Annotated in this window: 22 protein-coding genes and 1 pseudogene; 5 read left to right on the plus strand and 18 right to left on the minus strand. The window is 38.4% G+C overall.

What is annotated here, in order from left to right; translation table 11 throughout:
• Nucleotides 1–80 precede the first annotated feature (80 nt).
• The 5 genes from PVK63_RS03365 to PVK63_RS03385 all read right to left on the minus strand — a co-directional run bounded on the left by PVK63_RS03365 (nt 81) and on the right by PVK63_RS03385 (nt 7,660).
• Entirely contained in the window at nt 81–2,972 is a 2,892-nt protein-coding gene (locus tag PVK63_RS03365; RefSeq protein WP_130087167.1) for an alkaline phosphatase family protein, read from the minus strand.
• Between the two features lie 73 nt (nt 2,973–3,045).
• Complete coding sequence (locus PVK63_RS03370) at nt 3,046–4,206, minus strand: serine hydrolase domain-containing protein (protein ID WP_130087169.1); 1,161 nt, start codon at nt 4,204–4,206, stop codon at nt 3,046–3,048.
• A gap of 124 nt (nt 4,207–4,330) precedes the next feature.
• Nucleotides 4,331–4,681 (minus strand): hypothetical protein, encoded by a 351-nt coding sequence (locus PVK63_RS03375; protein ID WP_130087171.1) that lies wholly within the window; start codon nt 4,679–4,681, stop codon nt 4,331–4,333.
• A gap of 62 nt (nt 4,682–4,743) precedes the next feature.
• Nucleotides 4,744–5,274, minus strand: coding sequence for a GNAT family N-acetyltransferase (locus PVK63_RS03380; RefSeq protein ID WP_130087172.1), 531 nt, complete (start codon nt 5,272–5,274; stop codon nt 4,744–4,746).
• A 133-nt stretch (nt 5,275–5,407) separates the two neighbouring features.
• Nucleotides 5,408–7,660, minus strand: coding sequence for a peptidase U32 family protein (locus tag PVK63_RS03385; RefSeq protein WP_130087174.1), 2,253 nt, complete (start codon nt 7,658–7,660; stop codon nt 5,408–5,410).
• A gap of 182 nt (nt 7,661–7,842) precedes the next feature.
• Here PVK63_RS03385 and PVK63_RS03390 point away from each other — a divergent pair, with 182 nt between their 5' ends.
• Complete coding sequence (locus PVK63_RS03390) at nt 7,843–8,496, plus strand: glutathione S-transferase (RefSeq protein ID WP_130087176.1); 654 nt, start codon at nt 7,843–7,845, stop codon at nt 8,494–8,496.
• Nucleotides 8,497–8,503: 7 nt separating this feature from the next.
• Here the strand turns inward: PVK63_RS03390 and PVK63_RS03395 are convergent, their stop codons facing one another.
• From PVK63_RS03395 to PVK63_RS03425, 7 genes are all read right to left on the minus strand, one after another.
• Entirely contained in the window at nt 8,504–8,968 is a 465-nt protein-coding gene (locus PVK63_RS03395) for a GNAT family N-acetyltransferase (protein ID WP_130087178.1), read from the minus strand.
• A gap of 122 nt (nt 8,969–9,090) precedes the next feature.
• Nucleotides 9,091–9,540, minus strand: a complete 450-nt coding sequence (locus PVK63_RS03400; protein ID WP_130087180.1) for a GNAT family N-acetyltransferase — start codon at nt 9,538–9,540, stop codon at nt 9,091–9,093.
• Nucleotides 9,541–9,759 carry a DUF6500 family protein gene (locus tag PVK63_RS03405; RefSeq protein ID WP_130087182.1) on the minus strand — a complete coding sequence of 73 codons (219 nt, stop codon included), beginning with the start codon at nt 9,757–9,759 and terminating at the stop codon, nt 9,541–9,543. It abuts the gene before it with no gap.
• 18 nt (nt 9,760–9,777) lie between these two features.
• Nucleotides 9,778–10,638, minus strand: coding sequence for a sulfurtransferase (locus PVK63_RS03410; RefSeq protein ID WP_130087184.1), 861 nt, complete (start codon nt 10,636–10,638; stop codon nt 9,778–9,780).
• A gap of 36 nt (nt 10,639–10,674) precedes the next feature.
• Nucleotides 10,675–11,466: an SDR family oxidoreductase gene (locus tag PVK63_RS03415; RefSeq protein ID WP_130087186.1), complete on the minus strand. Its 792-nt coding sequence runs from the start codon at nt 11,464–11,466 to the stop codon at nt 10,675–10,677.
• 9 nt (nt 11,467–11,475) lie between these two features.
• Nucleotides 11,476–11,895, minus strand: a complete 420-nt coding sequence (locus PVK63_RS03420; RefSeq protein WP_130047497.1) for a GNAT family N-acetyltransferase — start codon at nt 11,893–11,895, stop codon at nt 11,476–11,478.
• A gap of 48 nt (nt 11,896–11,943) precedes the next feature.
• Nucleotides 11,944–12,390 (minus strand): GNAT family N-acetyltransferase, encoded by a 447-nt coding sequence (locus PVK63_RS03425; RefSeq protein WP_130087188.1) that lies wholly within the window; start codon nt 12,388–12,390, stop codon nt 11,944–11,946.
• A 186-nt stretch (nt 12,391–12,576) separates the two neighbouring features.
• On the opposite strand from PVK63_RS03425, the gene PVK63_RS03430 reads away from it, so the two are divergent.
• A complete protein-coding gene (locus tag PVK63_RS03430; RefSeq protein ID WP_130087190.1) occupies nt 12,577–14,292 on the plus strand; it encodes a chitinase in 1,716 nt (571 codons plus the stop codon).
• 66 nt (nt 14,293–14,358) lie between these two features.
• On the opposite strand, the gene PVK63_RS03435 is transcribed toward PVK63_RS03430, so the two are convergent.
• Both PVK63_RS03435 and PVK63_RS03440 read right to left on the minus strand, forming a co-directional pair.
• Nucleotides 14,359–14,793 carry a hypothetical protein gene (locus PVK63_RS03435; protein WP_130087192.1) on the minus strand — a complete coding sequence of 145 codons (435 nt, stop codon included), beginning with the start codon at nt 14,791–14,793 and terminating at the stop codon, nt 14,359–14,361.
• A gap of 95 nt (nt 14,794–14,888) precedes the next feature.
• Nucleotides 14,889–16,445 carry a BCCT family transporter gene (locus PVK63_RS03440; protein WP_130087194.1) on the minus strand — a complete coding sequence of 519 codons (1,557 nt, stop codon included), beginning with the start codon at nt 16,443–16,445 and terminating at the stop codon, nt 14,889–14,891.
• Nucleotides 16,446–16,774: 329 nt separating this feature from the next.
• Between PVK63_RS03440 and PVK63_RS03445 the strand changes: the two genes are divergently transcribed.
• The 3 genes from PVK63_RS03445 to PVK63_RS03455 are packed head-to-tail and all read left to right on the plus strand — an operon-like array spanning nt 16,775 to nt 19,235.
• The gene (locus PVK63_RS03445) at nt 16,775–17,164 is read left to right on the plus strand and encodes a PepSY domain-containing protein (RefSeq protein ID WP_274439844.1); all 390 of its coding nucleotides are present in this window, start codon (nt 16,775–16,777) and stop codon (nt 17,162–17,164) included.
• Between the two features lie 32 nt (nt 17,165–17,196).
• On the plus strand, nt 17,197–17,853 hold the full coding sequence (locus PVK63_RS03450; protein WP_130087196.1) for a response regulator transcription factor: 657 nt from the start codon (nt 17,197–17,199) through the stop codon (nt 17,851–17,853).
• 17 nt (nt 17,854–17,870) lie between these two features.
• Entirely contained in the window at nt 17,871–19,235 is a 1,365-nt protein-coding gene (locus tag PVK63_RS03455; protein ID WP_274439845.1) for an ATP-binding protein, read from the plus strand.
• A gap of 108 nt (nt 19,236–19,343) precedes the next feature.
• On the opposite strand, the pseudogene PVK63_RS03460 reads toward PVK63_RS03455, so the two are convergent.
• From PVK63_RS03460 to PVK63_RS03475, 4 genes and pseudogenes are all read right to left on the minus strand, one after another.
• Nucleotides 19,344–19,916 (minus strand): annotated as a pseudogene (locus PVK63_RS03460) (DedA family protein); the annotation flags it as partial.
• A gap of 21 nt (nt 19,917–19,937) precedes the next feature.
• Complete coding sequence (locus PVK63_RS03465) at nt 19,938–20,669, minus strand: glycosyltransferase family 2 protein (protein ID WP_130087202.1); 732 nt, start codon at nt 20,667–20,669, stop codon at nt 19,938–19,940.
• 453 nt (nt 20,670–21,122) lie between these two features.
• Entirely contained in the window at nt 21,123–23,165 is a 2,043-nt protein-coding gene (locus PVK63_RS03470; protein WP_130087204.1) for a sensor histidine kinase, read from the minus strand.
• Entirely contained in the window at nt 23,162–24,583 is a 1,422-nt protein-coding gene (locus PVK63_RS03475) for a sigma-54-dependent transcriptional regulator (protein ID WP_130087206.1), read from the minus strand. The genes PVK63_RS03470 and PVK63_RS03475 overlap by 4 nt, the downstream gene beginning before the upstream one ends.
• Nucleotides 24,584–24,830: the final 247 nt, after the last annotated feature.

Here is a 24,830-nt window from a genome sequence, read left to right on the forward strand (position 1 = left end):
AATGCTTAACATTATAAGTGCGCACACTTAACGATATGCTCACAACCAACTCAAAAGAGAATGGTATTTGCTCTTCTTTTTTATTTGCTTTTTTGTATATCCAGTTCTGAAAGCAAAGAAGGAAATCCCCATCCATTTTCATTCTCGATAACCGTTTCTTGAGTAAGGTATTCATATAGTGTCGGAGCAAGTGAACCATTCGCGTTACTCTTCAATTCCGACGCATCCGATCCTACGGGTGCTCCCCAGAACCCTAAAAAGGCATCTTTTTCTAAGTAATGCTCTCCTGCATGTCTGCCAGGTACTTTAGTATTAAAACCAACCCCAAATTTAGGGAATAAGTTTATCGTCCCTGCTCTGTCTTCTTCATACAATTTAGCTAATTGATTTACAGAATCTGGTCGCGCAGTGTAAGCCGTTAATTCTCTCCACTCTTGCTCTGTACACCATGATTTCACATTGTCGCTAACAGCAGATACCATGCATCGTTGATATAACTCTTGATATGATGCTAATTCAGCGTCAGTTAGCTGCGATTTATATGGATTTAAAATATCAAGTTCAAGTAGCTGGGATGAGCCAATCACTGGTTGGTAAAACAGTCGATTACCTTTTTTAGATATTAATTCATCAACTCTAACACCGTCTTTAAAACCAATAATTCGAGCTTTACATTCCTCTAGCGTGCAGTTTGTTTCTCTAACAACGAGATAATCTAACGACTCTTTTAAGCGTGATGCGATTTCATTAACCACATTAATAAAGCCTCCTTTTTGAGCATTAACAGGCGTCCACGTTGTTAGCTCTGCGTATGTAGGTTGCACTTTCCAGCCTTCGGCTGAATTAAAGAAATCCATCATAAAGTTACCACCTGCTGTAGAGGCGACCACCACATCAACTTCTTTATTGCTTTCATAATTAAGCGCGTTAGTAATTTTAGGTCCTTCACCTTCATCCGAAGAGATCTTCTTAACCACTAACGGATAACCAAGCTCTGTTTGAAGAGAGTCGAACACCTGTTTTTCTGGATTAAGAGAGTAATACACGGGCGATAAACCGTGATCCCCAGCCATCCCCCAAAGTGTTCTGTCGTATACACCCGCTTCTTTATATGTGTTAGTAAATTGCGTTAACCAATAATCTAATCGATTCAACTCCCCTGTCGGCATGAGAATTTCATCACTAAACGGGCCGGTGAAATGAGCAAAATGATCAGGCCATGGGTTATAGATTAAAGCGTAATCTGGCATGCCTTTTTGTTCTAATTTCGATAAGGATTTTAAGTTCTGTTGGATCTTCCATTTTTGCGTTAATTTACTGTAGATATCCAAAGCAAAAATATCATCATAAACACGAATATCATCAATTAACTCTGAGCGCATCTTTACAATCGTTTTTTCTACTTTGGCTCGTTGTGTTAACTCTCGTAAACAACGTTTTTCACCAAAGTCTCGTAAACTCTCACCGGCTCCTAGATTCACTAAGCCATCATAAGTCGTATGTGCATTCCAATCGTATTGAGCATTGCAATTTAAAGTGACTAGGTAATCCAGGCGATCAAACATGGTTTGAACTTTTTTCGCATCCATTAGGCGATCAAGCTGCAAAGCATCGTTGCCGAAAAAGTAATAAGCGCGATCTTCTTGTCGGTCAACAAAGTGGAAATTCGGTATTCCAGTTCCACCTTTACCAGAAACCTTCGCACCCGTCTTTATTATCGGTAAATTACGAACACTGATGGTGGGCGTTGATGATATCCCAGCATTAACAATACTTTTATCGTAATTTTGGTATAACTCAGTAAAAAACGGCAAGTAAGATGAGTCGTTATACTCTTTCTCTGTCAGCCTTTTTAAGAATGATAATTGCTGTTCATGTTCTGGTTGCGTGGTGATTTCATTCTGAGGCTTATAGGTTTCATGCTTAAGATGATCTTTATACACCTGTTTGATAAATGGCTTTTCAATCGGTGACATTAAACCTTCAAGCAGACCTTGTTGCAAACCATCGACCGTGATCTGAACGGCTAGTCTACGTTGCTGACGAGATTCTAAATAAGCAATAACCGTCTCTGAATTCTCTTTAAAGCTCTCTTGTAACCATTTATTCAGCACCTCTTGTCGCTGCTCTTGGTAAACAAACTGACGATATGATTTCAATACATTAAGACGAACAAAATCAATAAGAGTAATGGTTAATGCTTCTGCTTTATTATTCACAGAGCCTTTATGCTCAGGCTTACCCTCTTCAATGATTTGTTCTAACGCCCCACGCATTTCTCCCTCATCCATACTTGTGACCGCTTTTGTCATTCCAGCAATGATGATTGGTTGAATTTTATCTATTATTTTCCGGTCTTCTGGAGTATCAGAGAGATAAGTATAGCGCTCGGGTAAAACCTCAAGATCCTTCCATTCACCAATTTGCACTAATTCATCATAAACAATCACCATGTTCGCAATGAATTTACGATCAATATTTAGCCCTTGATGATGGCTATCAGCTAACTCAGGTTTCTCTTCTTTTTTAACATCATTTAAAGTAAACAAAGAATGACTGAACCCATTAAGTGTTTCTTCATCATATTGAGTTTTTAAATAGGCTTTAAAAGCATCTTCATTATCCATATCTCCGTATTTATCAACAAAGGTATAAAGAAAATGACCTAAAGGGATCGCGTATGAGGGATTGGATAGTTTTGCAATGATGCTTTTTTTAACATCATTATCCAGTGGAAGAGATAAAATGTAAGCATCTAATGTGATGCCTGCAATAGTAAAAATAGCGGCATCACGAACCGTTTCCGTTGTATATATTACAGAAGAATGTATCTGATTTTTAAGTATTTCTGCTGAGTTAACAACTCCGCCAACGACAGGTATTGAACTGACGTTGGCCAAACTGTTTACACTTAACATCGAAAGAGACAACACACTGATCGTAAATATTGACGAAAACGGTCTGTATTTCACTTTAACTTCCTTTTTATCGCGATTTGAATAAGTTATCGTTCAGAGCCGCTTAGTATACAGAATTATCAAATAGTTAATTCGAAGATGTTAGATAATATTGAATGATTTGCTTCATTGGTGGCACTCTTAAGTATTTATAATTACACATTTGAATATACCCAATCTCTCGCTGTGGAGAGAACCAAAACTCACTCACCATTCCATCCAGAGAGTAACCGGAATGACTATAAAACTCTCCATCATATAAATTATTCGCAATGAGCCCATTCACATACTTTGAATCACCCATTCTAAATTCATTCGTACCCCAACTCGGAGTAAAAGTGGGATGCTCACCTTGTGATAACGCAAGTAATTTAAGTCGCGCTTTATCTTCATATTGAGGCTTTATGAGGTGACCTATCCATTTCCCCATATCAGGAACTGTACTTTGTATACCACCATCACCTTGAACCGGTAAGGCAGAATGACTATGAGCGTAGTTACCATATTTATCGACATAGTAGCTTGATGCTTTCCATTCTAAAATAAAATTGTTTTTTCCTGATGCTTGGCTACTGCTCATGTTTAATGGTGTGAAAATTCGACGATCAATGACCTCTTCAAACTTATCGCCCGTCACCTTTTCAATAATATCAGCAAGAAGTACATAGCCAGTATTACTGTAAGAAATGGAAGAGCCCGGAGTAAACGTTGGCGTGTTAATCTGTTTACTGTATTCAACTATTTCAGAGAACATAAATGCTTTATCGACCATTCCACCCCAGAGTGCATTATTTAACTCTGCATTATTCTTTTTAAATCGCTGCATTAAATAAAGAGCTGCTTTCTCATCATTCAAATAGTCCGGAATACCACTTTGATGATTCATTAAATGTGACAGTGTGACGTCTTTAAACCAATCAGGCCCCTCTTTATAATAATCGGCTAAAGTTTGAGTTTGAGATAACTTTCCTTCCACTTCTAAGCTCATAATAAGGTATGCAGTCATGTGCTTACTGACCGAACCGATATCAAAAACTGTTTCATTATCAATGGGAACTTGGTATTTAATGCTGGATTGGCCAACATAGTATTGATCAACTAATTTATTTGATTTAATAACACCAATACCGCAGCCTGGCGTTTCATTATCTTGTATTGAAAAATAGCGTGAAAAATCAAATTCTTTTGCGGGTAAAGTTGAAGTAAACAACAAAGGTAATATAAGGAGTGGGAATCTAGATTTATTCATGGAAGTCCTCTACAAAACTCATAATATGAATTTTATAGAATACTCCCATTGCAATTTAATTCTGCTTAGATCGTAAATATTACGATGCAGTTATTGCTATCATGTAATTGATAAATTTAATCGATTACAGTCCGAAACCAATTTTAGGTTGACGACGTACAGAGCGAACGCCCCATGGTGCTAGATCTGGCTTTGGTTGACCTTCAAAATCACCTAAACAAATATAGCCTTTTGATAAGTAACGATATAAGAAATCACCACCATCTAAAGAGCCTGTTTTATCATCACCGAATGGAAGTTGAATGCGCTCAACACGTAGATCTGGTGCTTTTTTAAATGCAGGATAAGCTGTTGAATTCACTTCACGTGAATCTAAACTATTCAACAGTGCCTTATCTGACATTTTTGCTTTCATGCGACCAAAAATCATGATCATACGCTTTTGTCGCTCAGAAGAGACGATTATCATTTCCATTATAGAGATTCCTTTGAAATAAGAAAGTATATATCAAGCCCCGCTCTACGGCTACGCTCAAACTACACCACACTTGATAACTGCTTAATTACACAACGATATTCATAACAATCAATGATCTCGCCATCCACAATGGTAAATTCAGGCTTAAATCCAACTTGCTTAAAGCCATTTTTACTTAATACTCTTTGTGAGGCTAAATTATCCGTTGTTGCAGTGGCGATTAATTCGCTCAACGCCAACGTCTCTCTTGCTACATTAATTAGCACTTCAGTCGCATAAGTTGCGAGTCCTTGAGAAATAAATTCTTCTCCAATTCGATAACCAATAAAACCGGATTCTTTTTCTCTATTAATATTATAAAGATTAGCTCGCCCACAAATGGTTCCTTGGGCATTTTTCAGTAACATTGGATAAATTCGGTCTTGTTCATATTCAGAAAGATAAAAATCAATATGCTCTTTGATCCCTTCTTCAGTAAAAAAGTCTTCATCACGCGCTTCAATATAGGATTCAAACCATTCTTGGTTGACCAATTCAAACTCTAATAACGCTTCTGCATCTTCTGTTTTGAGTAGTTGTAGTGTCACCATAGCCAATTCCTCTCATTGTTTATAATTGCACTTTTGCTATATCAAACTCATATTTATTATTGAATTATAGACAAAAAAAAGCCGTGATATGTGATCACGGCTTCTATCTTAAGATTATCAGTACAATTAACGCTTATAGACCTACTTTATATTGGTCATGTGTATTAATTGGCACCATGGTAAACAGCTCTTCTTGTACTTGCTCATCGCCATTCAACAAACGTTCAAAATGTTTTACTAATTCAACTTTATCAGCTTGAACTTTAGAACCACCACCAATGTTAGTTAAATCAATAAAGAACTCATCAAATAAATCCGACATATCAGTCACAATATCCATATTTAAGAATTGCTCGTGATTATAAATACTTGGGTAGCCGCCTTTTTGCTTATCTACCGCAAAAGAAACACCTCTTGTATTGGTTATTGTTGTCGCTTTTTCACACTTCAACATACAACCTGCTTCAATTGCACGCTTATTACAGCCAACTGTTTGTTGGAAAAAGCACTGACGACTTGTCATCATTAATACCGGGTGGTAAATGCTATAAAGTAGTTTAAAGTTCTCTGGACGACGAATATGCTTAATTTGTCCTTTATTGATCTCATTTGAGATAAAGGCACCCGAACAATTAAACTCTTCTTTCATTGTCACTAATGCGTGTGAGTTAGTGGTATTTAAGAATGGACCTGCAATCCATTCAATGCCCATCTCAAACGCTTTATACGCTATACCTGTATTGTTTGTTACGATACGCGCTGGCTTAACTTCTTCAAGAACTCGAACCGCTTCATTATAATCTTTACCAATCAATACCGCTGGGAACCATGGAATTAAACGAGGGTTTTCTAAGAAGATATTAATGTACTTAGTGTCATTTCTTCTAAAGCTTTCAGGTAATTTAAAATAAATATCTGCATCTGTTGCATCGCATACATTTAAGTCTGCGACATCTGCAATCAGCATTGATAGTTTAAGTTTCTCTTCTACTTTCGCGTACTTAGGTAATGCTGGTACATCAACAAACTTAAGTACTTCTTTAGAACCATTTAGTAAATAAGCCACTTGATCTTTAAGTTCTGTTAACTCTCTAAATGGAATAGCTAAATTATCCGCCAACTCAGAAAAATCATAACCGGTAAGTTCGTAATTAGCGTTAATTACACCTTTGAATCTTTTTTCTAATTCTGACGAAGTAATCGATTTCTCGCCCGCTTCACTTAGCAGAGATTGCGATTTCACCTCAAACGTTTCTTGCTCTTTATTACTTGATGTTATCGTTACAACTAATGGTTCACCAAGAACCGCTTTAAAAGCGATCGTGATAGAAATCTTATTGATATCTAAGAACTTGATTTTTTCTTCTAGTGTTGCCCCAAGTGCGTTTTTATCACTATAAAGCTCTTGTTTTACTTCTTGAATTTGTACTACATCAATCGCATTACTTTGTTGAACGGCATAATTCACACTATTATCGCGCGGGTTATCGATAAACATGTCTTTAGTTAAATTACCTTTCAAGAATGAGTTGGTAAAATCACGATTGAATACTTTATGTAGGTTTGAATCATCTTCATACAACTCACCCGACTCAACAAACTTATTGATATTTTTACGCCAGTTTTCAATAACGGTATAAACGTAATGAGCGCCTTTAATACGGCCTTCTACTTTCAGTGAATCTACTTTAGCATCAACCAATTCAGGTAATTCAAAGTAAGCTGAGTTATCTTTTAAATTTAATGGGTATTTATTGCCAACATCAGTCTCTTCATACTCATCACGACATGCTTGACTACAGCGTCCACGGTTTGCAGAGTTACCTACACTGACTGATGTTGAATAGCATTGACCAGAAAAAGCAATACATAATGAACCGTGAACAAATACTTCCACTAATACACCGTGCTCATGCGCTAGCTCTGTTATGGATTTAATCTCACCAATATTAAGCTCTCGAGATAAATTAACGCGTGAAACACCTAACTTAGATAAAAACTGAATTTGACCATCGTTATGTGTTGTTAATTGTGTTGAAGCGTGGATATCTAGTGTTGGAAAGTATTTTTTTACTAGATTAAACATACCAAGATCTTGAACAATAATGCCGTCAATAGTGGTGTTTACTAGTTGGTTAAGTAGCTTTGAAATTGATTTAATTTCATGCTCAAGAAGAACGATGTTCAATGTTAGGAAAACTTCACAGCCATATTCATGAGCTAATCGTAATACACCATTTAGCTCATCAAATGAAAGATTGGCAGCGCGGTTACGTGCGTTAAATACATCTAAACCACAGTAAACGGCATTTGCTCCTGCTACGATGGCTGCTTTAATCGCTTCTACATCACCACCTGGGGCCAATAATTCAAGTTTTCTACTCATTATGAAATTGCTCGCTTCTTATTATATGTAATAATTTTTTTGAGCGAGTATTCTACTCGTCTCACGCTTTCATTACCACTCATTACGCTTTCATTGATCCAGATCATAAAGAAATAAACGTGAAACCAAGGATTTATTCCATTAATATGATTTAAAACACGTTAGCTTTTGAGTATTTAATCATGACAATGCCTATTCTTTACTCCCTTCGACAGTGTCCTTATGCGATGCGTTCTCGTTTGGGTATTTTACATGCACAACAAACAGTGGTGCTGCGTGATATTGATATGAAGAATAAACCTGAAGAAATGCTATCGATTTCACCAAAAGGTACGGTTCCTGTATTGCAGTTAAGTGATGGTAAAGTAATCGACGAAAGTCTTGATGTGATGGTTTGGGCACTAACTCAATCGGATCCTAATAACCTATTCTATTCACATGATAAACAGAAACTCCCCCAAATGCTTGAGTTGATCCATCGAAGTGATCATGAGTTTGTTGATGCATTACAGAAATATCGAGCTGCTTCTCGTTATCACGATAGCAATAAAGAAGAATGCAGGGAGCGCTGTTGTGAATGGTTAATGGAGATTGAACACGTTCTAACTCAGCATGCTTATATTATGGGAGAGAAAGTCAGCTTGGTGGATTACGCTATCTTACCCTTTATTCGTCAGTTTTCACGAGTCGATAAAAAATGGTACGCTCAAGCTCCACTTCCTTATTTAAGAGCGTGGTTGGTGAATCATTATAATGATCCAACTTTCTCAAAAGCGATGTTTACCTACCCAAAATGGCACAAAGATGCAGATGACATAATTTTTGGTGATTTTTAAGCATTGTTTAATACCCTATTTCGCCAGAATAAAGCAGCGAATGCTCCATATCTACAAAATGCTCATCTTCACTAATGATCTGATAACCTAATCCTTGATAAAACCGAATGGCTTTAGGGTTATTTTTAAAAGAAGATAAACTCACTTTTCCAACGCGATCACTAAAATGGTGCTGATAGCATTTCATCACTGAGCCACCAACCCCTTTGTTTTGATATTTTTTAAAAATAATAAACAGATGTACATGAGCTTTACTTTGCTCTAAGTGGGTACAAATGAGCCCTAAGCGCTCTCCACTGAACATCACCCAATCAAACCATTCTTGAGGGTATGACTCCATAAATCGTTGTTGTTGAAAAGTTTCATCCCAACCAAGTGAACCTTCGACTATAGAATGAAAGTACGTTTTATATATCCCAAACAGTGAGGGATATTCACACAATGTGACTTTTTTAAACGTAATTCTTTCCATTGAATCATCCTTTATTCTCGATCGTAGCTTTAACATACTACTGATAACGGTTTGGTTATAAGTTTATGGTGTCTTAATTGTAGACTATAAAGAGCAATTCTTTTCTAGTGCACCTGAGCTCTCTATACCCCTTCGGCCATAATGTACTTTATAAACTTAATTTTACTTTTATCCGTTGATCCTTCATCTTCATAACCAGAAATATGGTAGCCACTAGAGATTAACAGCTGCAACATTGGTGGATATCGATTCATAGACTTGACACTTATCGTAGTATAACCCTGCCCATGCGCCCAAGATTCCTGTGCTAAGCGTAACTGAGTCGCTATCCCTTTTTTACGAGCAATAGGAACAACACCACCAAGCCAACTGTAAAATTCAAGATTTGATAACTCATAACCCATTTTATACGCTACTGGTTGGTCATTATGCGTCGCAATTAAAATTAGATACGGTATATCACGTAAGCGTTGCTCTAATTTCTCTTTGGTATTTCGACCATCGAACTCTGGGATCTGAGCATCAACCTCAACTACATCATCTATTGTGCCTTTACGTACTTCTATTTCCATTTATAAACCATCCTGTACCATCGTTTTTATCTTTATTGCTTTTTCAAAATGATCCAACTGATGTGTTGAGATCCACCACGTTGCTGCCTCCATAAGCAGCTCTGGATCATCGTTCTTATTTGCAAAAAAAGCATAAAAAGATAAGCCAACACCCTCTCCTTTTTGCTCTATTTTCTTATCACATACCGTGATGATTTTGGCTCTTAAAGTATCTCTCATTGATCACCCTTATTTTAATTACTCTATCGGCAACGAGTGATTATTTCCCCAATCCGCCCAAGAACCATCGTATAAAACGACTTCTTTATAACCTATTGATACAGCAGCTAACATCAAAATACATGCTGTTATGCCTGAACCGCAACTGAAGTAAATTTTTGTATCTACTGAAGGTACGCGTTCCTCAAAAATAGTTCGTAATGTATCTTCATCTTTGTATGTATAGTTATCTAACAACATAGAAAAATGGAGATTTTTAGAGCTTGGGATATGACCACTACGAACACCTTCACGTGGCTCTGGTGCTTTGCCTAGAAAACGCAGTTCTCCACGAGCATCTAAAATTGCAACATCGGTATTTATTACGCTAAGTACTTCGTCCGAGTCACACGCTAAGCCTTTCATCACTTTCGCAGTCGCATTACCTAATAACGATGTTGTTGTGTATTCTGATGCAGTCTCTCTTCCCTCTTTGAGCCATTGAGGTAATCCACCATCCAAGACATAAACATGTTCAAATCCCATCACCTTAAACGTCCACCACGCTCTTGGTGCAGAATAGATACCTTGGTTATCGTATATAACAACCATTGAATCAGAATTAATACCTAGCTTCTGTATTGCCTGAGTAAACTGCTCTTCATTAGGAAGCGCATGGATTTGAGAAGAAGTATGATCACAAAAATCGGCTTCTACATCCAATTTACGCGCTGTAGGTAGGCAAGAAAAAGTATCATAAACTAACGGCTCTTTACCTACGACATTCGTCATATAGGCATCCACAATAACGAGATTCTCATCGTCAATATGCTGAGCTAACCATGTCGATGTTACTAATGATTTAGCTACTAATGGTTTAGTTTCAATTGGATTACTCATTATTCTGTCCTTAATTTGAATCGCGTTTTTTGTTAATTAACATTCATCGTAAGTAATTTGCATTACATCAGGGTAAATGAACTCATAACCCAATGCCTTTTTAATTTTTTCATTACTGATGATTTTAAACGTTTGAGTGTCTGCTTCAATAAACTCAGGTGTACTCACTCCTATTCGCTGAGTTGCTTGAGTATAAAACTCGCGTTTACTTGGGTGGCTATCAGCACATGCATTAAATAGGTCGTTCCATTTTTCTTGTTTGATGATCTGCGTAATTAGCTCCACACAATCATCTTGGTGGATCATATTTACAGCAGCATCAGGGTTATTCACAGAACGACCACTTTTTTGAAAAAATCGCCCTGGATTTCGTTGATATCCCACTAAACCACTAAAGCGGATCACCGTTGTTGTAAATACCGATGATTGGTAAAACAACGATTCAATTTGAAATAATGCAGAAGATTCAGATGCAGCAATATCTTCAGTAACCACTCCATTATTATCCGCATATACCGAAGTTGAGCTAACAAAAACCACATGCTTAATAGATGAAGACTCTAAGACACGGATCAAAGCACTAAAGCCAGTTTGATTCTTAGATGGGATCGCAATAACTAGAATATCTGAATCTAGAAATGCTCCCCATGATTGCTCTGTTATCTCACCATCAATATCCAAAACATATGGAGTAACAGAAATAGCTTCCAAAGATTCTATTTTTTCTTCACTGCGAACAGAGCCTTTAACAGCAAAGCCATTAGTAACTAAATGTTTTGCTAACGGTAAGCCTAACCAGCCACACCCTAATACACTGATTGATGTCATGACTTTTCCTTAGAACAGCTTCAACTGACTTTCATCGGATAAAACCCATGCACTGTTGTGCGCTTCAAAACCAATTTTTGGGTAATAACCTTCTGCTTGTGGGGCAGCTAACAAAATCAACTTACAGTCAGAAGATACTTCTTCTTTTGTCACTAAAATAAGGTACTTACCTACACCCATTGATTGAATGCTCTCATCAACAGCTAAATCAGATAAATAACAACAGAAATTAAAATCTGTCACTGAACGAGCAATACCAATGAGTTCGCCATCTCCCCATGCCGTAACAATCAAATTTGAGTTATCTAACATAGCTTGTATTTTTTCAATATTATCAATGGGGCGACGTACACCTAAAGACGTTTTCTTTAGCAAGGTTATAAACTGCTCAGCACTAATCGGTTCATTTACTTTATAATCGATTTCCATATTCTCTCCGTCTCAATCTTGTTAATTCTTTAAAGACACAATAACAAGTTATTCAACAATATCTAGGGCAAGAACTAAACGATCTTCACCAATATCAAAATAGTCTTGCTCTTCTTCTACTAAGTAAAAGCCATATGATTGATATAAGGTATACGCTCCTGTGTTTTTAGGGCACACCGTCAATAATAATCGCTTATATTGTTTGGCATTCTCAATCGCTGTTTCTAATAATTTTTTACCTAAGCCACAGCCTTGTGCGCTCTTTGATACTGCCAACGATAATACCCAAGCATCTCCTTTAGTTGCACTCGATGGCACTTGCAACACATACCCTGCAACCTCACCTGCTTTTTTAGCCACAAGTAAACCATCAGACCAACAGTCAAAGGCTTGTCGAATAAAAAAAGAAGGATATCCATGCGTACCAAACGCTTCTGTTTCTATTTCATAAACTTTCTTTAAATCAATTTTCTCTGCTGCTCTGACACTTACCATTAATATATTTCCCTGACTGTAGCGCTAATCACATTGCGAATATGCTTTCGCTTATAATTTATACTCTTTGAAACAACTCGCATAGTTAAAACTGATTCATGTTTCTAGATAACCGAACCTTATAAAAACTTCTATAGTTATTCTAACTTATTTTTATTCTATAAATAACGACAAGGAAAGTTATCCATGTTTAAACTCGCTATACTCCCTTCGTTACTTGCCTGCAGTTTTGCAGCCAATAGTTTCACAATGAACCCTCAACCAGATCCTGAAAACCCAACAGGTTATGTTGTATCTAAAGCTGAAATTAAGGCTGCTGAAGATGCGAAAACATTAGACCCTATGTACGACGTATGGGCTAAAGCGCTAGAAACATTGCCAAATGCTGCAGTAGAAGCCATTGATACCGGTGTTGCAACCAACCCAGCTAACGTAAAGCGTGTTGAACGAGTTTTCCCACAATCTGAATGGTTCTTCTTAACTCAAATGGCAGCGCCTGAATATACGTATACACGTTTCTTGCGTGCTATTGGTAAGTTCCCTGCTTTTTGTGGTGACTATACGGATGGACGCGACGCTGATGCTATTTGTAAAAAATCAATCGTAACGGCATTCGCGCATTTCTCTCAAGAGACTGGTGGGCATATTGCCATTGATAACGTGTCAGATAACCCTCTTGCGCTTGAAGAATGGCAACAAGCCTTAGTCCATGTTCGTGAAATGGGATGGTCTGAAGGTCAAGAAGGCTATACCACAGGGTGTGGCCAAAATGACTGGCAAAATAAACGTTGGCCATGTGCGGCTGGTGAAGGCTATTTTGGCCGTGGTGCAAAACAATTATCTTACCACTTTAACTACGGCGCTTTCTCTGAAGTCATGTTCGATGGCGATGCTACTGTGTTGCTCAATAATCCTGGGCTAGTTGCTGATTCTTGGCTAAACCTAGCATCAGCCGTTTGGTTCTTCTTAACGCCTCAAGCACCAAAACCTGCCATGCTGCATGTTATTGACCGTACTTGGACCCCTTCTCAACGAGAAACTGATGCAGGCATTGGTTATGGGTTTGGTACAACAATTAATGTCATTAATGGCGGTATTGAATGTGGAGAGCAGAACAAAGACAAAGGCCAGCCAGTTAACCGTATTCGCTATTGGGAAGGGTTAGCACAACATTACGAAATCCCAGTTGAAGCAGATGAAGCAAATACGTGTTGGCAACAAACCCCTTATGGCAGTTTGAATCTAAATGGTGCGACCGATGTACTTTACACTAACTGGGATGGTAACTGGAAATACTACCCTGATCGTCCAGAAGGCGCTTCTTTTGAATGTGAATTAGTCGGCTTTCAAACTGCATATTCTGCACTTGTTCCTGGTGACTATGAAAAATGTGTCACTAACTTCTATGAGTCTCACGCTAACTGGCCTGTAACTCGTGTTGTTGAAACGCTTCCAACGGATCCATCAGAGCCAACTGACCCGACGGATCCAACAAACACGTGGGATGCAGGCAAGGTTTATAACACTGGCGACCAAGTGGTTGTAAATGGTGTAACTTACCAAGCTAAATGGTGGAACCAAGGTGATAACCCTGCAACGAGCACAACAGGTGTTTGGGAAGTGATCAGTGGGACTCCAACAACACCTGTCGACCCTGCACCTGTAGAGCCTACACCGCCAACGCCTGTTGACCCTACTCCAGTAGAGCCGACGCCACCAGCACCGGTAGAGCCAACACCTCCTACTGAACCAACAGATCCATCATCTACATGGGATGCAACAGCCACTTATAATACGGGTGACCAAGTAACCGTTAATGGTGTTACGTATCAAGCTCAGTGGTGGACTCAAGGTAATAACCCTGAAGCTTCTGGTGAATGGGGAGTTTGGAGAAAGCAATAATATTTTCGATATAAATGATTAATAGAAAATATTACGGTGGGTCGTTATTAACGGCCCATCTTTTATTTATACCCTCGTCTGAGCTAATTTAAGGTAAGAATGCAACTCGTCATTTTTGTATTCAATCGCAGAGTGAATGTTAACGCTAGAGTTTGCCACAATCACAAAATCGTATTGGTTTTCACCTTTAAATATTGATACATACAACAAGCCTTCATCTAACACCCAATGGCCCACCGTTTTTAATCTATCAAACAAGGTAAATTCAGTTAAACTTCCATCTGCTTTAAAGATCAATTCAGTAATATAACCAGCAGTACAGGTTTTTATCCAGTGAGATTCAAAGACCTCATCAAATGAAAAATCCCTCTTCTCTCTCTCCCACATAGCGAACTCTGTTTCTATTATGGTGCAATGAGATAATTCATTACGTTCAGTAATTGGATCCCCGTTTACTTCTCGCAAAAATAACTGCTGCAGCACGGCTTTCTTAGTTTGCATACATTAACTCCTGAAATAATCGAATCCCCATAATAAAAAAGGCTTACCGCAATGTCTGCGATAAGCCTCCCATTCAATCAAAACGTAATCAATGACTACACAGTAACGCTCTTAGTGCAGTCTACTGACGATTTGCTTGCTTGCTCAACTTTTTTCATTTTTAATACAGCAATAGGCGCTGAAATAAACGTAAAGCCAAGTAAGATTGAAACTGGAACCGCTGTGATCACAATAAAAGATTGTAGAGCGTTTAATCCACCATCCCCTGCAATCAATAATACGCCAGCAACAATACCCATCATTAACGCCCAAAATAGACGCTGGAAACGTGATGGCTTATCAGTTCCCTCAACAGCCATTGCAATTGAATATGCCATTGAGTCACCTGTTGTAGCAACAAACGTCGTCGTAAGCACTAAAAATGCAGGAATTAATAACCAGCTTAGTGGTAATTGCTCTAATGACGCTAACAGTACTGCAGGTAAACCCGCTTCTTGTAATGGTCCAGAGATGCTACCTGGGGTTTGTAACTCAAGGAAGATCCCTGTACCACCTAGTGCCGAGAACCAAAAGTTTGTCGCAATAGGAGCAATAATTGCCACGGTAATCACTAACTCACGAACGCTACGACCTTTAGAAATTCGCGCAATAAAGATAGCCATCATTGGTGCAAAACCAATAAACCATCCCCAGAAGAACCAAGTCCACCACGAGTTCCATGCAGGATCTGCGGTACTTAAGCTCATTTCTGGTAGGTGTTGAATATAGTTACCAAATGCAAGACCAAACTCAGTAAAGATAAAGCTTGTTGGGCCTAGTACCAAAATGGCTACTAATAAAGTGACAGCGCCAATAACATTCATTCGGCTTAACCACTGTAAGCCCTTGTCCATCCCCGTAAAGGCTGAAACTGAATAAATTGCCACAATCATAGATAAAAGACCGATTTGACTCATCAGTGAACTTTCAAGTCCTGTCAGTACCGTTAAGCTGTAACTAAGTTGCGTTGCTAAGAAACCAATTGGGCCAATTGTACCGGCAGCAACCGCAATAATTGAACAGGCATCAATCAATGAGCCTAACCAATGATTTTCAAGTTTGTTGCCTAAAATTGGATATAGCAAAGCACGGGGACGCAATTTAACACCACAATTATAATGTGCGTACATTAGTACAATCGTACTTAATGTGCCTAATACAGCCCATGCTAGAAAGCCCCAATGCAAAAAACTTTGGCTTAACGCAGGCGCTACGGCTGCAAGGGTGCCAGTTTTAACATCAGAGAAAGTTGGAGAAGGTGTAATGAAGTGAAAGATTGGTTCAGCAGCTGACCAGAAAACGCCACCGCCTGCAAGTAAGGTACACATGATCATTGCGACCCATTTGAACGTACCGAACGTTGGTTTTTCTTCACCACCCATCTTAATTTTGCCATAACTGCTCATCGCTATGATAAGAGCTATAACAAATGTGATGATCATTAACCACTGCCACCATAACCCAAACATGGTCGATGCTGACATAAATAAGGTTTGAATCGTTGCTGTAAATGTTGAGAGATCAACAAGAGCAAAGAGAAGGAATAAAAGGATAAATCCTATAGTAAGTGTTGGAACTAGTTTATCGCTATTTTCATTGCTATTTTTAAACATGGGTATCCCACTTGATGCGTGAGGGATGGGACTCTAACAGCTTAAAAAACGTAAAACCAGTGAAATATTTTTAAAAATGGCAAAAAAACAGTCAAATATTTATGATTTTAATCACTAAATTTAAAATTTAAGCCATAAAATCAACAACCTACAAAATACACCATAAAACACCACAACAACCTATAATAATTTACACATTTATCAAAATAACTCATTGTGATTAGAGAATATTGAACTTTTCTTATCCGACTATCTTCAGAATAAAATTCATGTTCTATTCATCTTCGCTGTTTTATACTGATGTTGTATTGACTTAATTAGGAAGCATCATGCTAAAAAAATCAGCCTTATACCTTGCTGCCCTATTCACTTTTTTCCCATTATCACAAAGTGCTTTTGCGAATGCTCACCCTGATGGACATCAGCTCATTCAAGATGTTCATCAAAATGGCGTTAAAATAGATATCGATGAAGATCAAGATGAAGTTTATGACGCGGTTCAAGCCGGTTTAGTAAAGCCATTTTCTGAGCTTTACGCTATGGTTGAGAAAGACTTTCATGGCCGAATAATTAAAGTAGAGCTGGATGAAGACGACAATGAATGGACCTACGAATTAAAACTGGTACATGAAAACAATATAATCAAAGTTGAATATGATGCAGCAACGTTAGCAATTACAGAGATTAAAGGCCGCGATATTCGCGCAGCTCTTAAATAACAACAAAAAAGATAATCACTAAGAGAATAATAATGAAAATTTTAGTCGTAGAAGATGACCCACGCTTAGGTGAACAAATTGTAGAAACCTTAGAAAGTGCTGATTGGGTTCCAGAATTATCTCAAGATGGTGTCGATGCTTTATATCGCGCAACAACAGAAGAGTGGGATGCGATTGTTCTCGATCTCGGGCTCCCTAAGTTAAATGGGCTAACCGTATTGAAAAGTATTCGAGATGAAAACATCAATACACCCGTCATTATTCTAAGTGCTCGCGATACCCTATCTCAGCGTGTTGAAGGGTTAAATGCAGGGGCCGATGATTATTTAACCAAACCTTTTGAAATGGTTGAATTGATCGCTCGTATTCGTGCTCAATTACGTCGCGCTTCTGGTAACGCTTCTCCTATTTTAAAAATTGGGGAATTAAGTTTAGATACACGCAGCTCAAAAGTACTTTGGCAAGATCAAGCCGTGAGTTTAACGGCACTAGAGTACAAAGTTGTTGCCTACTTTATGCATAATCCCGATAAGGTTATTTCAAGAACTACCTTAGTTGAACACATTTATAAACAAGATTTTGATCGTGACTCAAACACGGTTGAAGTATTTATCGGTCGAATTCGTAAAAAAATAGCACCACAAATTATTAAAACGGTTCGTGGTCTTGGCTACCAACTAAACCCTTAAAATATAAAAGGTCTACTGTGAATACATCACCGAGACAATTCAAAGATACCTTCAAAAAATTGAGTCTAAAAAGCCGCTTGCTTCTTGCTGCGGCTTTTTGGCTATCTGCCATGATATTTGCTGCGGGAATTGGTATCCCTAAATTAGTAAACGATTATCTAGTCCAAGATGTAAAAAGTCAGTTATCGCTTTCAATGGATGAGATCACCGCTAATATCGAAGTGAATAGCGAAGGTAATCTCATCATGCCATCGCGTTTATCTGATCCTCGCTTTAGTCAGCCTTACAGTGGCCTTTATTGGAGCGCATCAACTAAAGGTGATGATCTTCGTTCGCGATCTTTGTGGGATAAAAAGCTCACATTCAAAGAAGATAATTTATCTATTAACCCAAAAGTGAAAGGCGCTAATAACGAAGAACTTATTTATATACAAAAAAATATTTACCTTCCTGAAATTAAACAGCCAATAACCATCACTGTTGGTCTTGATGAAGATCCATTAGAAAAAACCTTACATCAACTTACAGGCCAGCTCTGGATCATTCTTGGCTTATTATTTAGTGGGGTTTTATTTCTTATCGGTATTCAAGTCAGTTGGTCACTTCGCCCTCTAGCTAAAATGCAATCTGAGTTAGTTATGCTGCGTAAAGGTGAACAACAGGCATTAAGTCAGCATTATCCTCAAGAAATCGCGCCATTAGTTTCTGATCTCAACGCACTATTATTTCATTACCAAGAGTTACTTGAACGTGCTCGTCATCATGCAGGTAATTTATCTCATTCATTAAAGACGCCTCTATCGGTACTTAAAAATGAATTAGAATATTTGAGCGTTGAAGATAAAAATCGTCTGTCTGCCCCTATTGCTCAACTGCAAGCACATATTGATTATCACCTTAGTCGTGCTCGCATGGCAGGTTCAATGAATATCCTCTCAGTGGCTACCTCACCCTCTGAACGAGTAGATGCGATCTCAATGGCGTTTGATAAAGTCTATGCTGAACGTGAAGTGATATTAATAAATGAGTTAGACAGTGAAGATCATATCGCCGTCGATAAGACCGATCTCGATGAAATGCTAGGGAATCTACTTGAAAATGGGTATAAATGGGCGCATTCAATGATCCGTGTTCATTCTGAGCAAGTTGAAGCAAATCAAATTCGTATCATGATTGAGGATAATGGTGAGGGTATTCCTGAATCAGAGTTTGAGCAAGTCATTAAACGCGGTATCCGTTTGGATGAAACTACTCCAGGAACAGGTCTTGGGCTAAATATCGTGAGTGAAATGGCACACAGTTATCGCGGCTCGCTTGAGTTATCAAAGAGTGCAATGGGAGGACTAAAAGCCACCCTAACCTTCCCACTAGTAAAAGAATAATCGTTTTTCTGCTTTATTAAACATCGTATTCTGACAATCTAAATTAGGGTCAAACGACCCTAATTATTTGCGATGAGTAAACTCTGTGATGATCCAATGACGAATATCTTTCCATTGAAACTTCTTTGCCATCACGAAAAAAATAACTATCAGTAACAAGGTAACTATTGATTGTTTATGCTCGGTGACAAATAGTGTCATATCACTCATCCATGGAAAGGCATCAATCCCATAAGAGAGTAAATACCCCCATAAGACAAATTGACCCACGCCAAGTAGTAATCCAATAGATGCAAACAATGAAAATCGTCGCCACTCGATATTATTTACACCAGCGATAAAAGGAACGATCCAAGCCACTGGTCCTAATAAGCGAGCAAACAGTAAGACCGAATTACCTTTTCTTTGAAGTAACAAGCGACAGCGAGCAATGGGACGGCGAGTTTTTGGTTGCCAGTTAATTAATCGTGTCTGAGCCTTTCGGCCAAAGCGACGTCCAATCCAATAACTGAGTTGATCACCAATAAGACCACCAAGCAATACCGCAATAACGCCAGCCCAAACGCCTTGATGAAGCTGAAAACCGGCTGCAACTAAGAACGGTTCACCCGGAACAAATAAATTTGGCCCTATGAGCGCATCCAATAATGCGCCCGTAAATAATGCCATAGAATCATACATAAGCACGCTTACCTATGCTGGTTACTTTTGCTCAGAATAATGACCGAATTTATATTCCATCTCGTTATTGCGCATTTCACCAAAGAAAAAACGACGGACATTGGCTTTTAAATACGTAGATCCCATCGTAAATAAACCATCTTGATCTAATCGACGTGGATCAAACTCAAACGTCATTGACAAAAAGCGGAATCGCCATGTTTGACTTGCTCGTTTCACATAATCACAGTCTTCACATAAAGTGATGTTTTCATCAAAACCTTGAAGATCTTTATGCGCACGCTTTGTTGAGAAAATACACGCACCAACGGCGGTTGGAAAAGTGAATTGAGTAGCAAATAAACCTAAGTTAAATAAGGCGTAGCCTACTCTATGAGCAATAGGAAGCCCTTTAGAGCCCATATACACACCAGCAACTTCTAATTTTTTCTCAGCTAATTGTGTTGCTGCTCTCTCAAGAAAATCTGCTTTTAGGCTTACGTCGGCATCTAAAAATAGTAAGCGTTCATGCTTAGCGAGTGATGCGCCAGTATTACGACCTAGGCTAACACCACGTTTATCCATTTTGTGAATCGTTAGATCAGGAATGCTCGCTTCAAAGGCCTGAGCAACTTCACATGTGGCATCTTCGCTGTTTGAATCAACAATGATCACTTCAAAGTTTTGATTTGTTTGTTTTGTTAAATCTTCCAATAAACGACCAATGCGTTTTTCTTCATTTAGGGTGATGATTACAATACTTAGTGGGCTCATCTTTATATTCTCCATTTATTCGCTATAAAAGTAACTTGGAATAAATAATACAAAGCAATGGCTTAACAAAGCATGAGTGGTTTGTTCATGTTCAATTCATATATACGAATAATACCAATTCCATTAATTATCTGACCTATTTATTACATAGGTATAAATCTCAAGAATGAGTAAACAGACAAAAAAACAGACTTGTTTAAGAGGGTGAAAAATATTGAAAAGAGAAGAAAAGGAAAGCCACACGTCTCAAAATGTGGCTTAATTTGGAACTGTTCGGGGTCATAACCGGACGTGCTAACTATCTAATATCACTAATTAAATTTCAAGACTTTTTATAAACACTCCGCTTAAAAAAAAACCAATTTGAGACCTTAGTGCATAAATTTGTGAGTCAGATAACATTTCTTTTCTCGTCGTTCTTACTCACTTACCCACCGTATCTTAGGATTACGATTAACCAACCAAATTATCGTATTGTTGCTGATTAGACTTTGTTGGCAAATAAACCGTAAATACCGAGCCTTTTCCAAGTTGCGAGCGAACTTTAATTTCCCCATCCGTTTGGCTGAGTAAACTCTGAGAGACAGAAAGACCAAGCCCAGTACCCTCTCGTTTGGTGGTATAAAATGGGTCAAAGATCCGACTTAATTGCTCTGAAGTCATTCCACTACCAAAGTCTTCCACCTCAATAATAGCACCACGTTCTTCGCCTTCTTCACACCATGTACGGCTTCGAATGATCAACTTCCCTTTACTGTTCATGGCATGAATACCATTCATCTGTAAATTAACCAATACTTGTAGCAGATGATGGCGATTCACTTCTACTCGTGGTGGCTGTTCAAAGTCAAACTCCACCTCGATATCTCGCTTATGTGCCCCGGTTCGAACTAAAGTGACACTTTCTTCAATAATAGGATTTATGTATTGCCAAGTAACTTGATCTTGAATCCCACCTTGTCTGCTATATTGCAACAAACTGCGCGTGATATTACGAATTCGATCTATCTGCTCCATTATCGCATCAAGCTCTTCTGAAATAACCTCCGCGCCCTCCCCAAGCTCATACTTAATCAACTCAGTGTTACCTAAGATTACGGCGGTTGGGTTATTGATCTCGTGCGCAATACCTGCGGTAAGCTCCCCTAAAGAGGCCAACTTCTCACTCATGATTAACTTATCTTGAGCTTGTTTGAGCAACTTAATGTATTGTTCTAACTCAATGGTTTTTTCATGCAAACTGGCGGTTCTTGATTCCACTTTTGACTCAAGATCTTTTGAGGCCCGTTGAATCTCCAAGTTTCGTTGCTGAAGTTGATCGAGCATATTGTCAAACTGCTGAGCTAAACTTGCAAGTTCATGATGATTATTAAGACCTAAATCACCAATACGAACGTCTTTTCCCATCTGTACTGATTTAACAACATAATGGATTTTTTCTATTGGCTGAAAGAGATCCCTGGCACCTCGGTGCACAAAAATAGTCGATAATAAAAGAGTAATTAATATTGTTACTCCTGCCTCAACTAAATTTTGTAAATATTGTTTTAACAGTGGCCACTCAAGGTAGCCGGTATAGAGCATTCCGATCACCTTATCATTCATGTCTCTAATTGGTTGATAAGCGGAAATATACCAGTCGTTATATACATAAGCCCTATTAACCCAGCGCTCTCCGTTTTCTATTACGTTGTTTTTTACTTTCGCAGATACCGTCGTTCCGATAGCACGGCCTTGATTAAGTGATTTATTCGCAAAATCATTATGTAATGGCACGTTAGTACTAATACGCAAATTATCTAGAAATAACGTGACCGTCCCGTAATTATCAGCGGCTAGATCGCCCTCTGGATAAATTAAGTCTCGAATGCGATCAACTAAGAAGGTGCTGTTATTTAAAAGAATACCGCTATCTACAATCCACTCTAAATGGCCATGCTCATTAAAAATAGGAATTAAAGTACGGCTGATTAGTCCTCGCTTTTCTATGCTGTTGTCCTCTTTATTGACAACATAAGCTTTAGAGGCCAATACAGGTGAAATATTATTCAAATCATCTTGTTCCATGACTTGGAAAAATGTCCGAGAGATCCCCAGTGACAATGCTTTTACAATAGTTGCAGGTAACTGATCAACATAACTAATGGGATGAAGCGCTATATAATCTGAATTGTATTTCCCTGCTTGATCTCTTACCCAGTTTGTAAAGTCAGAATCTCTCTCTTTTAGTTTAATTTGAAATTGATAAGACTCAACAAAACCGCGAAGCTCTGCTCCTTGCTCTTTCTGTAAAAAAACAATGCTATTATTGGCAACAGAAAGTTTACTTCCTACATCATTAAGTGCATTTTGCCAGGTATAATGTACCGACCAAAATGCGGTAATCACAACAAGCGCTAATAGTGTTAAAAACAGTGGGACCGAGTTTAGCCACAGTAATCGATATCTCACCATGGTTTGAACACGTCGCTTCCATAACGACAAAGACAGCATCATGCGATTTCTTCACTCCACTCTTTAAATTTTCTTTCTAATGTTTTACGAGCAACACCAAGTTGCCTTGCAGCAGCAGATTTATTTCCATCATGCAGCTCTACCACCGTGATGATGTGCTTCTTTTCAACTTCTTTTAATGTCCACTGCTCAGGGTATTCATCCATTTCTGGCATACACGTACATTCCGTTGGTTCTTTATCTAAAACTTGCTCTTGGCTAGATGATGGTTGCTGCAATGGCACATCACCTTGAAGACTAGCCCAATGATCTACTGGCGGTTTACCGAGTAAAATACAACGCTCAATCATATTTTTCAGCTCACGAATATTCCCGGGCCAATCATATTGAGCCATCGCAACGATATCTTCATGCGCCCAATGAATTGGTTTTAATCCCATTTCTTTCGCTATCATGTGTGAAAAATGTTCTGTTAAGCAGGCCAAATCCGCTTTACGTTCACGCAGAGCGGGTAAAGATACCGTCAGAACATTTAAGCGATAAAAGAGATCTTTTCTGAAATTACCCTTTTCAACTTCTTCTAATAAATTACGGTTGGTTGCAGCTACAATACGAACATCAACTGGAATTTCTTTTTCAGAACCCACTGGTCGAATGGCTTTTTGCTCTAAAGCACGTAAAAGAGACGATTGCATCCCTATTGGCATTTCACCAATCTCATCTAAAAATAGAGTTCCACCGTTAGCGACTCTAAATAATCCCTCACGTCCTTTTTTAGCTCCAGTAAAGGCACCTGATGTATGACCAAACAATTCACTTTCAAGAAGATCAGGCGCAATAGCACCACAGTTAAGAGGAACAAACGGCCCCTTACGGTGACTTAATTGGTGTAAACCACGAGCCACAAGCTCTTTACCTGTACCTGATTCACCTTCAATAAGAACTGCGGCATTTGATGGTGCCAGTTGAGCAACCATCTGTTTTAGCTCTATGGTTTTTTCCGCATTACCGATCATTTCAATTGGGTTATTTTTTTCCACTTCTCGTTGCAGTGCAAAATTAGTGCGTTCAACTAAACGACGATCCATACAACGCTTCACCGCTTGCAGCATATTTTCGAGATTAAACGGTTTTAAAATAAAATCAGCAGCCCCTAATCGCAATGCCTGAATTGCAGTGTCTAACTCTGCGTATCCGGTCATAAATATGACGTCGTAGTTTCGAGAGTCAGAAGCTATGCTCTCTTGCCATTCTAGTCCAGTTTGGCCCGGTAAATTAATATCAAGAATAATCAAATCAAGATGGTGAGATTGGCGAATGGCTTCGGCATCTTCAATGGTTCCAACAGTATGAACCTGTCCAAATTGTTTGCTTAATGCTTTTTTTAGTATGGTTTGCATACCTACTTCATCATCAACAACAAGCACTGAAAATGCATTCCAATCTAATTTCGAGACCATAGAGTTTCCTAATTTATACGCTTTAACAAGATATGTGGGTCAAAATGTCCTAATTATTCTACCCTGTATTCTACAAAATGTATCCTTTCGTATGAGACATTTTGTCCTAGTCACATTTTTTGTAGGGCTTTTATGTCAGAATACCCATCAATCGCTTAAATATCATTAAGTTAAAGATGATACTATCAATATTATTTCTGGCATAGTGATTGCTTTAATGGCGATGAGTCTATTCATTTATTGCACT

The organism is Aliivibrio sp. S2TY2 (genome assembly GCF_028765525.1).
Lineage (GTDB): Bacteria > Pseudomonadota > Gammaproteobacteria > Enterobacterales > Vibrionaceae > Aliivibrio > Aliivibrio finisterrensis_A.